The sequence below is a fragment of the Alcaligenes sp. MMA genome (assembly GCF_020907215.1).
In the GTDB taxonomy this organism is placed as follows: Bacteria; Pseudomonadota; Gammaproteobacteria; order Burkholderiales; family Burkholderiaceae_B; genus Alcaligenes; species Alcaligenes aquatilis.
In genome coordinates, this window is sequence record NZ_JAJJPP010000001.1 from 602,127 (window position 1) to 615,273 (window position 13,147).

General features: G+C 56.0%; 12 protein-coding genes. All 12 read left to right on the top strand.

The genetic code is table 11. The features are described 5' to 3' along the window. The first annotated feature begins 2 nt into the window (after positions 1-2). The 12 genes from bamB to dnaG all read left to right on the top strand — a co-directional run bounded on the left by bamB (position 3) and on the right by dnaG (position 13,074). Positions 3-1,181, top strand: coding sequence for an outer membrane protein assembly factor BamB (bamB, locus tag LNA76_RS02690; protein ID WP_094197055.1), 1,179 nt, complete (start codon positions 3-5; stop codon positions 1,179-1,181). After that, on the top strand, positions 1,178-2,536 hold the full coding sequence (gene der / locus LNA76_RS02695; protein WP_108727648.1) for a ribosome biogenesis GTPase Der: 1,359 nt from the start codon (positions 1,178-1,180) through the stop codon (positions 2,534-2,536). Before bamB ends, der begins: the two co-directional genes overlap by 4 nt. After that, a complete protein-coding gene (gene hisC, locus LNA76_RS02700; RefSeq protein WP_108727647.1) occupies positions 2,536-3,618 on the top strand; it encodes a histidinol-phosphate transaminase in 1,083 nt (360 codons plus the stop codon). The genes der and hisC overlap by 1 nt, the downstream gene beginning before the upstream one ends. Before the next feature lie 116 nt (positions 3,619-3,734). Next, positions 3,735-3,971: an RNA chaperone Hfq gene (gene hfq / locus LNA76_RS02705; RefSeq protein WP_003799329.1), complete on the top strand. Its 237-nt coding sequence runs from the start codon at positions 3,735-3,737 to the stop codon at positions 3,969-3,971. 78 nt (positions 3,972-4,049) lie between these two features. Next, positions 4,050-5,138 (top strand): GTPase HflX, encoded by a 1,089-nt coding sequence (gene hflX / locus LNA76_RS02710; protein ID WP_094197052.1) that lies wholly within the window; start codon positions 4,050-4,052, stop codon positions 5,136-5,138. Continuing rightward, entirely contained in the window at positions 5,122-6,441 is a 1,320-nt protein-coding gene (gene hflK, locus LNA76_RS02715; RefSeq protein ID WP_094197051.1) for an FtsH protease activity modulator HflK, read from the top strand. Before hflX ends, hflK begins: the two co-directional genes overlap by 17 nt. A 9-nt stretch (positions 6,442-6,450) precedes the next feature. Next, positions 6,451-7,338 (top strand): protease modulator HflC, encoded by an 888-nt coding sequence (gene hflC / locus LNA76_RS02720; protein WP_094197050.1) that lies wholly within the window; start codon positions 6,451-6,453, stop codon positions 7,336-7,338. Positions 7,339-7,508: 170 nt separating this feature from the next. Then, positions 7,509-8,666 carry an ATP phosphoribosyltransferase regulatory subunit gene (locus LNA76_RS02725; RefSeq protein WP_108727646.1) on the top strand — a complete coding sequence of 386 codons (1,158 nt, stop codon included), beginning with the start codon at positions 7,509-7,511 and terminating at the stop codon, positions 8,664-8,666. Positions 8,667-8,740: 74 nt separating this feature from the next. Further along, the gene (locus LNA76_RS02730) at positions 8,741-10,036 is read left to right on the top strand and encodes an adenylosuccinate synthase (protein ID WP_162988159.1); all 1,296 of its coding nucleotides are present in this window, start codon (positions 8,741-8,743) and stop codon (positions 10,034-10,036) included. A gap of 154 nt (positions 10,037-10,190) precedes the next feature. Beyond that, positions 10,191-10,736 (top strand): phosphoribosyltransferase, encoded by a 546-nt coding sequence (locus LNA76_RS02735; RefSeq protein WP_021446480.1) that lies wholly within the window; start codon positions 10,191-10,193, stop codon positions 10,734-10,736. Positions 10,737-10,858: 122 nt separating this feature from the next. Beyond that, positions 10,859-11,071 carry a 30S ribosomal protein S21 gene (gene rpsU, locus LNA76_RS02740; protein ID WP_003799344.1) on the top strand — a complete coding sequence of 71 codons (213 nt, stop codon included), beginning with the start codon at positions 10,859-10,861 and terminating at the stop codon, positions 11,069-11,071. Next, a complete protein-coding gene (dnaG, locus tag LNA76_RS02745; protein ID WP_108727645.1) occupies positions 11,068-13,074 on the top strand; it encodes a DNA primase in 2,007 nt (668 codons plus the stop codon). Before rpsU ends, dnaG begins: the two co-directional genes overlap by 4 nt. Positions 13,075-13,147: the final 73 nt, after the last annotated feature.

Here is a 13,147-nt window from a genome sequence, read left to right on the forward strand (position 1 = left end):
GCATGTCTCTTTCTACTATTCGCCCATCCTCATCCTCTGCCATGCGTGTCCTGCGTCTGAGTGCTCTGGCTTTGAGTCTGACCGCTTTGGCTGGTTGCTCCATGTTCTCCAGCAAGGACCCACGTTTCGAGCCCACTCCCTTGACGGAATACACGCCCGGTGTGGCCGCCAAAATTAGCTGGAGCACCTCTATTGGCAGCGGGGCAGATTCGGGCTTTGCACCGCAAGTGACTGGCTCTTCGGTCTACGCTGCATCGGTCTCGGGTCAGGTCAGCAAGGTGGATCTGGATACGGGTCGTGTGCAGTGGTCGACCAATGCCGGCAAGAAGTTGACGGCTGGTGCAGGTTCGGATGGCGTAGTGACGGCCGTGGCTTCAGTGGATGGCAACGTGATTGCGTTTGACGACTCGGGCAAGGAATTGTGGCGCAGCCGTAGCAGCAGTGCCGTGAATGTGCCTCCTGCCGTTGGTGCTGGTGTGGTTGTCGTGCGCACTAGTGACTACCGCTTGCAAGCCTTTGATGCCAGTACGGGTGATTTGCGTTGGAGCTTACAGCGTCCTGGTCCGGCCTTGTCATTGAAAACCAGCATGCAGATGCGCATTATCGACGGTTTGTTGCTGGCAGGTATGCCCAATGGTCGCCTGATGGCGATTGACGCCGCTCAGGGAAATCTGGTGTGGGAAGGTAGTATCTCTGTTTCTCGCGGTGCAACCGATCTGGAGCGCATTAATGACGTTGTGGGTGCTCCCCAGGTCGTCGATCCTTTGTTGTGTGGCGCCACCTATCAGGGGCGCGTAGCCTGCTTTGACGTTTCCCAAGGTGGGCGCTTGGTGTGGGATAGGGAATTTTCGGCCGGTACCGGTATCGCAGCGGACAACCATATGTTGTATGCCGCCAATAGCCGCAGCCAGATTGAAGCGTTTGCCATGACTGACGGGCAAACGATCTGGACGCAGAATGCGTTGCGTAACCGTAGTCTGGCTCCTTTGGCCGTCATGCCCCAGGCGCTTGCCGCCGGTGACATGGAAGGCTATGTTCACTTTCTATCGCGACTGGACGGCACCTTGTTGGGCCGGGTCAGTGTCGGCGGTGGTGCCATTGTGTCGCCTTTGGTCGGAACCCCACGCGGGGTTCTGGTCCAGACCGGCAATGGTAATTTGGTCTTGGTTGGAATCAATTGAAAAGCGTTTCTTTTAAGCCCGTAGTGGCTTTGGTCGGTCGGGCCAACGTTGGCAAGTCCACTTTGTTCAACCGCTTGACGCGCTCGCGCGCGGCTCTGGTGGCGAACTTCCCGGGCCTGACCCGCGACCGTCATTACGGCGAAGGCCGGGTGGGTGAACGTCCCTATATTGTGGTCGATACGGGCGGTTTTGAACCTGTCGCTAAAACCGGCATGTTGCTGGAGATGGCTCGCCAGACTCAGCAAGCAATTGCCGAGGCCGATGTCGTTGTCTTTTTGGTCGATGCCCGTGAAGGTGTCAATGCCCTGGATCTGGAAATTGCGCAGTTGCTGCGCAAGCTGGGTCAAAAAGTGCTGTTGGCCGTGAATAAAGCCGAAGGCATGCGTTATGAGGCCGGTGGGGCAGAGTTTCACGAACTGGGTCTGGGCCAGCCTTACCTGATTTCCGCTTCGCACGGCGATGGCGTGGAAGAGCTGATCAATCTGGCTCTGGAGCAGGTGCCCAGCCCCGATTCTGATAGCGAGGGCCAGGACGATGAGGAGTTTCAGCATCGTATCAAGTTGGCGATTGTGGGCCGCCCCAATGTGGGCAAGTCCACCCTGATCAACACCTTGGTAGGTGAGGATCGCGTGATTGCGTTCGACCAGCCCGGTACCACGCGTGATGCCATTGAAATCGAGTTCGAGCGCAACGGGGTGGAATACACCCTGATCGACACGGCCGGTTTGCGCAAACGCGGCAAGGTATTCGAGGCGGTGGAGAAATTCTCTGTTATCAAGACCTTGCAGGCGATTGAGGCATGTAATGTGGTCTTGCTGATGATTGATGCCCACACGGAAATTTCCGACCAGGACGCCAGCATTGCCGGCTTCGTGGTAGAGACCGGCCGTGCGCTGGTTGTCGGCATCAATAAGTGGGATGGGCTGGACGAGTACCAGCGCGAGTGGATCAAGCGTGAGTTCGATCGCAAACTGCGTTTTTTGAGCTTTGCCAAGATGCATACTTTGTCGGCTCTGAAAGGGCAGGGCATCAATCCCTTGCTCAAGTCGGTCAATGCCGCACACGCCGCCGCGTTCGCCAAGCTGTCGACTCCCAAACTTACGCGTGTCATGCAAGAAGCGGTGGAACAGCAACAGCCGCCACGCAAAGGTATTTTCCGTCCCAAGTTGCGGTATGCTCACCAAGGTGGCATGAACCCGCCGATTGTGGTGATTCACGGCAACGCCCTGGATGCCATTTCGGACAGTTATCGCCGTTATCTGGAGACGCGTTTTCGCGAGGCCTTCAAGTTGGAAGGCACGCCTTTGCGCATCGAGTTCAAATCATCTAAAAACCCTTATCTGAAGGACGCGTAATGAGCCGTTTGTGGAGTGATCATGTAGCAGGGCTTTCTCCCTATGTACCGGGTGAGCAGGTCAAGCTGGATAACCTCTTGAAGCTGAACACAAACGAGCATCCTTTCGGTCCGTCGCCTAAGGCATTGGAAGCGATCCGCCAGGCGGCGACCGACGATTTGCGTCTTTACCCCTCTTACAGCGCGCAGGAGCTGCGTGACGCCGTGGCGCACAACCATGGCGTCAAAGCCAATAATGTCTTTTTGGGCAATGGCTCGGACGAAGTGCTGGCCCATGTGTTCAGCGCCCTGTTCCTGCGTGGTGTGCGTCCGGTCCTGCTGCCCGATATCACGTACAGCTTCTACACCACTTACTGTTCGTACTTTGGTGTGCCCGCTGATATCGTGCCCCTGCGTGAGGACTTCACGCTGAACGTGCAGGACTATGTGCGCAAGCGCAGCCTGCCGCCCGCCGGCATTATCTTTGCCAACCCCAATGCACCTACCGGTATTCCGCTGTCTCTGGAAGATATCGAAACCATTCTGGCTGCCAACCCGGATACCACGGTTGTTGTGGATGAGGCTTACGTGGATTTCGGCGGTACCTCTTCGGTCAGCCTGCTGGAAAAGTATGACAATCTGGTTGTGATCCAGACTATGTCCAAGTCACGTGCCTTGGCAGGCCTGCGTGTTGGTTATGCCCTGGCCAGTGCCGACATCATCCAGGCTCTGGAGCGGGTGAAAGACAGTTTCAACTCCTACCCCATGGACACCATCGCCCAGGTGGGCGCCGTGGCTTCCTTGAAGGATACGGAGTATTTTGACCGTCAATGCCAGGCGGTGATTGATGCTCGCGAACAGTTGCGTGCCGATCTGGAGCAGTTGGGTTTTGAGGTTTTACCCTCGAAAGCGAACTTTTTGTTGGCAACGCACCCTAAGCATTCGGCAGCGGGTATTCAGCAAGCCCTGCGCGAGCAGGGGATTTTGGTTCGTCACTTCCGTCAGCCACGCATTGAGCAATATTTACGTATTACGGTAGGATCGCCCGAGCAGTGTGCCCGACTGTGTAACAGTTTGCGGCAGATTTTAGGGCAAGGCGCCTGATATACACTTATTAGATAAAAATCTCCAGTTTGGAACGTGCGAATTCAGGGAAAACCCGGTAAAGTAGTGGGATTCGCTTCCATTTCTGGAAAAACAACATAACCGGAGCATCACCAATGAGCAATAAAGGGCAAATTCTACAAGACCCGTTTTTGAACGCGCTGCGCAAGGAGCATATCCCTGTGTCGATCTACCTGGTCAACGGCATCAAGCTGCAAGGTCAGATCGAGTCCTTCGATCAGTATGTCGTACTGCTGCGCAATACCGTCACTCAAATGGTGTATAAGCACGCGATCTCTACCGTCGTTCCTGCACGCCCTGTTACTTTGGCTGCGGATGAGCAGGCTGAATAAATCCTCACCCAGTTCTTTGTACTCTGAAAGACCCGTCTCGCGGAGCCCGCGGGCGGGTCTTTATTTCTGGAGCAAGCGTTGAAGGCACTGGTCATTAGTGTGGATATGGGCGAGCTGGACTATAAAGCCCATGCGGAAGAGTTCGTCATGCTGGCCGAAGGTGCTGGCGCCCAGATTGTGGAACAGTTGGTCGTGCGTCGTTCCCGCCCAGATTCTGCTTACTACATTGGTACAGGCAAGCTGGAAGAGGCCGTCGCGCTGGCCAAGGCGACAGAGGCCGAAGTGGTGCTCTTTGACCATGCCTTGAGCCCGGCACAGCAGCGTAACCTGGAGCGTAAGCTGGAATTGCGCGTTGTCGACCGGGTTGCTCTGATTCTGGATATTTTTGCCCTGCGGGCGCAAAGCCATGAAGGTAAGTTGCAGGTCGAACTGGCGCAGTTGCAGCACCTGACTTCCCGATTGACCCGGATGTGGACTCACCTGGAACGCCAAAAGGGCGGGATCGGGATGCGTGGTCCAGGTGAATCACAGTTGGAAATGGACCGCCGCATGATTGGCGACAAAGTCCGTACCTTGCGAGAACGTCTGGCCAAGGTGCAGCGTCAACGCAGTACCCAGCGCCGTGCCCGCACTCGCAGCGGGACGTTGTCGGTGTCACTGGTGGGCTATACCAACACGGGTAAATCCACCTTGTTCAATGCCTTGACTCGGGCGGATGCCTACGCGGCCGACCAGTTATTTGCTACCTTGGACACCACGACGCGCCGTATCTGGATTGAAGGGGCTGGGCAGGTCGTGATTTCGGATACGGTGGGCTTCATTCGGGAATTGCCGCCGACCTTGATCGCGGCTTTCCGGGCCACTTTGGAAGAGACCGTCCATGCGGATTTATTGCTGCATGTGGTCGATGCCGCCAACCCTCAACGCGATGAGCAAATCGCTGAAGTTCATAAGGTTCTGGAGGACATCGGGGCCCATGAGATACCTCGTATTCTGGTCTACAACAAAATTGACCAGGCTGGCTATGAGCCACGGGTAGAGCGGGACGAACATGGTACTATTGCCCGAGTCTTTGTTAGCGCTTTAGAGCGCATCGGATTGGACGGGTTGCGTGCAGCAATCGTCGAATCAGGTCATTTCGCGGAAAACAATGCGTCTGAACAATAAAATATTCAATCTCAATGATCCCGGTTGGGGACGAGACAGTGGCAAAAACGGTTCCGAGCCACCTCGCCGCCCCGAGAAACAAGATGGCCCGCCTGACCTCGACGAGGTGTGGCGTGACTTCAATAGTCGCTTGGGATCTCTATTTGGCAAAAAGGGACGTCGTTCCCCTCCGGGTGGCATGCCTCCGGGGAGTGGTAATGGCCCCTCCATGCCTAAAGGCTCCCCCAAGCTGCTGATTATCGGCGGCGTGGTGGCGGTAGGTCTTTGGATGGCCAGTGGCTTTACCATCGTGCAAGAAGGTCAGGTTGCCGTGGTGACTCGTTTTGGCGAGTACACCAAAACCTTGAATCCCGGTCTGCAATGGCGCTGGCCTGCTCCGATCGAAGATTACCAAACTGTCAATATTTCCCAGTTGCGTACCTTCGAGGTGGGTTACCGCGGAAGTGCGCGCAACAAAGTCCTGCCTGAGTCCCTGATGCTGACGACCGACGAGAATATCGTTGATATGCAGTACGTGGTTCAGTATCGCCTGTTGCCTACCGGTGCACCGGACTATTTGTTCAACACCAATAATCCGGACGAATCGGTACGTCAGGCGGCAGAAACCGCCATGCGTGAAGTCGTGGGCAAACAGCCTATGGATACCGTTCTGTATTCCGGCCGTACGCAGATTGCGTCGGACGTGCAGCAACTGGCTCAGTCCATTCTGGACCGTTACCGTACCGGTATTCAGATCAGCACCGTGGCTATCCAGAACGTGCAGCCGCCCGAGCAGGTTCAAGCGGCCTTTGATGATGCCGTCAAGGCCGGTCAGGACCGCGAGCGTCAGATCAATGAGGGTCAGGCATACGCCAACAAGGTATTGCCCGAAGCTGCTGGTCAAGTGGCTCGCATGATGCAGGAGTCCGAGGGTTACAAGGCTCGTGTGATTGGTGATGCCAAGGGTGATACCGCACGTTTTGGCAGCGTTGAGGCCGAGTACGTGAAGGCTCCGGGTGTAACGCGGGATCGTCTGTACCTGTCCACGATTCAGGAAATTCTGGAAAGCACCAGCAAGGTACTGGTTGATACCCGTAGCGATAACAACATGCTCTATTTGCCTTTGGACAAGATCGTGCGTCAGGTAGGTAGCCGTACCGATATGGAGCCGTCAGCCCCGGTCGTTTCTGCGTCGGTGCAAGGGCAGGTAAGCCGTTCGCCCGCACCAGCTTCGGTACCCAAAGCGCCGGCACCTGCTAACTCAGCCGGCCTGGATACTTCGCTGGGTTCGCTGGTCAGCCCTTATTCCCCATACGCACGCTAGGAGAGCTTGATGCAACGTTTATTTCCTGCTCTGGTGGCCCTGGCGGTAATTGTCGGTCTGCTGCTGTCTTCCGTATTTATCGTGCGTGAGCGCGATGCGGCGCTGGTTTTTGCCCTGGGTGAAGTGCGCGATACCATTACAACGCCCGGTTTGCACTTCAAGTTGCCGCCGCCATTTGAAAACGTGGTGTTCCTTGACAAGCGTCTGCAGACAATTGAAACCAAGGACCCCGAGCGTATTCAGACCGCTGAAAAGAAGAACCTGTTGATCGACTCTTACGTCAAATGGCGTATTTCCGATCCGCGCCTGTTTTACGTGACTTTTGGCGCAACGGATCGTGGTGCGGTCGAGCGTTTGCAGGCTCAGATTCGTGACGCTTTGAACGCTTCGGTGAACGTCCGTACCGTGAAAGAAGTGGTGTCTACCGAACGTGATGCCATTATGCGCGAGGTGCTGACTGCCGTTGAAGCGCGTGCTCGTCCTTTGGGGGTGGAAGTGGTTGATGTGCGTTTGCGCCGCATTGACTTCGCTCCCGAGATTTCGGAATCGGTGTACCGCCGTATGGAAGCCGAGCGTACACAAGAAGCAAACCGCTTGCGTGCAACCGGTGCCGCTGAAAGCGAGCGTATCCGTGCCGAAGCCGAACGTCAGCGTGAAGAGTTGCTGGCAGATGCCTACGCACAAGCTCAGGCCATTCGTGGTCAGGGTGATGGTGAAGCCGCTGCTATTTACTCCGATAGTTATGGCAAGAACCCCGAGTTCTACCGTTTCTACCGCAGCCTGGAAGCCTATCGTAGTGCTTTCAGCAAGCAGACCGATACGCTGGTCATCAGTCCTGACTCTGATTTCTTCAAGTATTGGGGCGAGCAAGGATCACCCGCAGCACCTGCGAACTGATCCCCGCTAGAGAACTTAGGGCCGTTGGGTGTTCCACCCGCGGCCCTGATCGTTTATACTAGCGTGTAAGTTACTAACACCACTTCGCATGCGACTTAGGCGGCTTACAAGCCCTAAGTCGCTTTTTGTTTGGCTGGAACTTTCGTTTATAAGTAGTCCGAGGCACGAGTATGTCCAATTGGTTGTTGCCAGAGAGCCTGGCTGATATCTTGCCTGCAGAGGCGCGTCGCATCGAAGAGCTGCGCCGCGATTTGCTAGACTTGTATCGTACTTACGGGTTCGAACTGGTCGCTCCGCCGCTGGTGGAGTATCTGGAATCCCTGCAGGCGGTTTCTGGCACAGATTTGAATCTGCGGACCAGCAAAGTCGTCGATCAAATCTCGGGTCGTACGATGGGCGTACGCGCCGACATGACCCCCCAGGTAGCTCGTATTGATGCTCACTTGCTTAACCGCGAAGGCGTGACTCGGCTTTGCTACTGTGGTTCGGTCTTGCATGCTCGTCCGGCTGGTTTGCTGTCGGACCGTGAGCTATTGCAGATCGGCGCGGAAATCTTCGGCCATGCCGGTATCGAATCCGATCTGGAAGTGGTGCAACTGGCGCTGGAAAGCGTGGGTCGGGCAGGGGTGCATCATCCTCGTCTGGACTTGAACTACCCCGATCTGGGGCGCTTCCTGATCGAGCGCGATCCTATTTTGAAAACCCGCGTGGCAGAAGTGTGTGAGCTTCTGAACGCCAAGGATGTGTCGGGCCTGCGCGCCCTGGGGCGTGAATCGGGCTGTTTGCCTGAAACCACCCGTTATCTGCTGGCTTTGACCTCGCTGTACGGCGATGGCAGCGTGTTGGAGCGTGCCCGCAGTGTTCTGCCGGACGAGCCCGAAGTGCGCGAAGCCCTGGGCAGCCTGCGCAGCTTTATTGATGCCTTGCCCGGCCACGAGATTACGGTGGACCTGGCCGATATCGGCAGCGGTTATGCCTACCATTCGGGCCTGATCTTTTCGGTCTACGCCGAAGGCTGGCACGATGCCCTGGTCAAGGGCGGACGTTTTGATGGCATTGGCCGCATGTATGGCCGTGCCCGTCCTGCAACCGGTTTCAGCCTGGATTTGCGCAAGCTCTCGGCTGGCCTGCCGCCGGCTCAGGCGGCCCGCGCGGTACGTGCCCCCTGGGGCAATGATGCGGCCCTGAGTGCAGCGGTCAAGCAGTTGCGTCAGAACGGTGAAATTGTGATTCAGATGCTGCCCGGTCAGGAGCTGAATCTGGATGAATTCGTGATCGACCGCGAGCTGGTCTTGTCGGACGGTCAGTGGCAAGTTAGGGCGCTGTAAACCAGACGGTTTATGGCGCTGGTGATTGTTATCGGTCCGGCACCGCGCCGGCCTCCTTTATTCTGATACTAGACATGAGCAAAAACCTTGTGGTGATTGGCACCCAGTGGGGTGACGAAGGCAAAGGCAAGATCGTCGACTGGCTGGCCGAGTCCGCGCATGGCGTGGTTCGTTTCCAGGGTGGGCATAACGCTGGCCATACATTGTGGATTAATGGCAAGAAGACAATTCTGCGCCTGATTCCTTCGGGCATCATGCACGAGCACGTCACTTGCTACATTGGCAATGGCGTGGTGCTCTCGCCCGAAGCCTTGCTGACCGAAATTGCCGAGCTGGAAGCGGCCGGTCTGGACGTGCGTTCGCGCCTGCAGATCTCGCCTGCCTGCCCATTGATTCTGCCCTACCACATCGCTGTGGACCAGGCTCGTGAAAAGCGTAAAGGCGATGGCAAGATCGGTACTACTGGTCGCGGTATTGGCCCTGCCTACGAAGATAAGGTGGCACGCCGTGCCCTGCGTGTTCAGGACTTGTACGACCCCGAAATCTTCGACGAGAAACTGTCGGAAGCGCTGGATTACCACAACTTCGTGTTGACCCAGTACCTGGGCGCCGAAGCCGTTTGCGCCGAGCAAGTGCGTGATCTGGCCATGAAGCACGCTGAACAACTGGCTCCTATGGTCGCTGACGTGTCCAATAACCTGTACCAGGCCAAAAAAGCAGGGCAAAAGCTTCTGTTTGAAGGTGCCCAAGGTGCGCTGTTGGATATTGACCACGGTACCTACCCCTTCGTTACCAGCAGCAACTGTCTGTCCGGTGCCGCTTCTGCGGGTTCGGGTGTCGGTCCTCAGGAACTGAGCTACGTGCTGGGCATTGCCAAGTCCTACACGACACGTGTGGGTTCGGGTCCATTCCCAACCGAATTGCTGGATGACACCGGCATGCGTCTGGCTACCGTGGGCAAGGAATTTGGTTCCGTAACCGGCCGTCCCCGTCGTTGTGGCTGGTTTGATGCGGCTGCCATGAAGCGCTCGGTCATGATCAACGGTATTTCCGGTCTGTGCATCACCAAGCTGGACGTGCTGGACGGCGTTGAGCAAATCAAGATTGGTGTGGGTTACCGCTACAAGGGCGAGTTCCTGGACGTTTTGCCTTACGGTGCACACGCGGTTGCTGAGGCCGAACCTGTTCTGGAAGAAATGCCCGGCTGGACCGAGTCCACAGTGGGCGTGACCGACTACGACAAGCTGCCTATCAACGCTCGTCGTTATCTGGAACGTATTGCTGAACTGTGCGATGTGCCTATCGACATGGTTTCCACAGGGCCAGATCGCAACGAAACTATTGTATTGCGCGATCCGTTTACCAAATAAGCGATTTATCGCGGTATAATGCCTTGCACCGTTGTACGGTGCGTACAGAGCGGCCTGAAGGGCCGCTTTGTCGTTCTGGACGCTGCGTTGGCCTACCAGACTCTTGTTTTGCAGGTACCAAAGCGCAGCTAGTGCATTTATATCTGGAATACATATGAGTCTGCCCCCAAATAGCGATACTGATGAATGGGTTTCCTGGGAACAATACAATCGCCTGATTGAGCAATTGGCCCTGAGCATTCACGAATCAGGCTGGAAATTCGACAAAATTGTTTGCCTGGCTCGAGGCGGCATGAGAGTGGGAGACGTTATTTCGCGCATCTATGATGTGCCCTTGGGTATTTTGGCCACCAGCAGTTATCGTGAGGCCGCCGGTACCGAACAGGGCGATCTGGATATTGCGCAATACATCACCATTACCCGTGGCACCTTGGATGGCAATGTGCTGCTGGTCGATGATATGGTCGATACCGGCAAGACTTTTATGCGTGTACGCGATCACTTGCGTGCACAGTTTCCTGCGATCACCGAGCTGAAAACCGCTGTTTTGTGGTGGAAAGGCCACGCACAAGTCGACCCAGACTACTACGTGTCCAAGTTGCCCACAAATCCCTGGATTCATCAGCCTTTTGAGGACTACGATAGCATTCGCCCTCATCAGCTGGACGCCTGGATCCGTAAGGGTACAGGTCAGGCTTGATCGTTGGTATTCAGATACTTGGTGGATAGCCTAATTGCGCCTTGCTTGGTGTATGCCTGCAATCGTGCTACCATGTTGGGCTATCTGTTACGCTAACTCTTTTTACAAAGGTCAGGGATTACATGTCCATTGTTCGCCTGAAAGAAAACGAACCTTTTGAAGTTGCTTTGCGCCGCTTCAAACGCACTATCGAAAAAACCGGTCTGTTGACCGAGCTGCGCTCGCGCGAATTCTACGAAAAGCCAACGGCTGAGCGCAAGCGTAAACACGCAGCCGCCGTGAAGCGCCACTACAAACGCATCCGCAGCCAGCAACTGCCCCCACGCTTGTATTGATCCCTGAATCTTTTGTTCAGGAACTGCTCGCCCGTGTCGATGTCGTAGATGTCGTCGGGCGATATGTGCAGTTGCGTAAAGGCGGGGCCAACTTGCTTGGCCTGTGCCCTTTTCACAACGAAAAATCCCCTTCATTTACAGTCAGTCCGACCAAGCAGTTTTACCATTGCTTCGGTTGCGGCGCTCACGGATCGGCTATCTCGTTCCTGATGGAACACACCGGGGCTTCATTCCCCGAGGCGGTACGCAGCTTGGCTGGGTCCGTCGGAATGACTGTGCCCGAAGCAGATCGCACCCCACGCCAACGTGCTGCCGATGCGCGTCGTAAAGACGAGCTATCGCGCCAGCATCATATTCTTGAGACGGCACAGGGGCATTACCTGCGTCAGCTAAAACAATCTCCCATTGCGATCGATTATTTAAAACGTCGTGGCCTGGATGGGGAGACGGCTGCCCGTTTCGGCCTAGGCTGGACAGGTACCGAGCGACGCGGGCTATCGGCTGTTTTTCCGCAATACGAAGACAAGCAACTGGTTGAGTCCGGCTTGGTGATCGAGTCCGAGGATGGTCGTCGCTACGATCGTTTTCGTTCGCGTGTCATGTTCCCGATCCGCAGTACCAAAGGCCATATCATTGGCTTTGGTGGCCGTCTGATCGAAAAAGGCGAACCCAAGTACCTGAACTCACCAGAAACGACGCTGTTTTCCAAAGGGCATGAGCTTTACGGCTTGTGGGAAGGGCGTCAGGGCATACGCCAAGAAGGCTTTGTCCTGATTGTTGAAGGTTATATGGACGTGGTGGCGCTGTCGCAACATGGCTTGCATAACGCTGTGGCGACATTGGGCACCGCGACCACCGAACACCACATTACCAAATTAATGCGCGCCAGCGACAGGCTGGTGTTTTGCTTTGATGGTGACAGGGCTGGGCGCAAAGCTGCCTGGCGTGCCTTGAATACCTGCTTACCCTTGGTTCGTGATGATGTCTCCATCCGCTTCATGTTTTTGGCGGATAACCACGACCCGGATTCGTTTGTTCGTGAGTACGGCGCGCAAGCGTTTCGCGAGCAAGCCCAGCAAGCAGCGGCGTTATCACGCTTTTTCCTGGATGAACTGGCTGCCCATCATCGTATGGACGAGGCAGAAGGTCGCGCGGCCTGTGTACACGAAGCGTTGCCTTTGTTGCTGGAGCTGGCCGACAGCACTTTGAAGGTGCAGATTCAACATGAATTTGCCCGCATGGTGCTGCTCACCCCGGAAGAGCTGGCGCAGCGTTTGAGCACGGTAGAGCCGTTGCGTCGAGCTGTTGTCGATACGCCACCGGCACAGGACGGCCTGGTCGCCAGGCCTGCTGTACCGATACAAGCTGCGCCCGCAACGGATGAGATGGCCCCGTTTGAGGACGGCTTTGATGGTTCCTTTGCCGACAGTTTGCCGATGGATGGCTGGCAAGATGAGCCCGATTGGCAGCCGCAGGAACAATACCAGGAGCGGCCGGTTTCAGGGCGAGGCAAGGGGGGCAAGAATAATCGTCAACGGCAAGAGCGTGCTGTCCTCGGTGGCAGCCGTACCGTGACCCCGATGGCCAAGCGATTGCTGCGCTTGCTTATTGGGCATCCCACTTTGGTGGGAGGGCTAGGCGATCAACAGCTTGAAATTTTGGCACAAAGCCCCCACTTACGGTTGGTGCAAGAGCTGATCGCCTTAAGTAATATCAGTTCGGCGCGTCACGCCGGTGCTTTGCTGGAGGCCGTGGACCCCGAGTCTGACTTGGCCCCTGTGCTCGAGGCGCTGGCCACAGAGCTTTTGGGCGAGGAGGAATTGCCCGATCCCCAAGGCGAATGGCGTGATGCGCTGCATCGCATCGAACTGGATGCGATCAAGGCAGAGCAGTCGGCATTGATCACTACGGGCTTGAAAGAGCCCGAGCAGCGTCAGCGTTATCAAGAATTGACACGCCGTATTGCTTTGTTGAATGCTGCTTATACTCGGCAAGTGAAGTAAAATAATGGGTTATGTGTGGTGTTTGTGGCCGGCCAGGGGGTTAAAACTGGTACGCAAGCAAATGCGGCGGGTT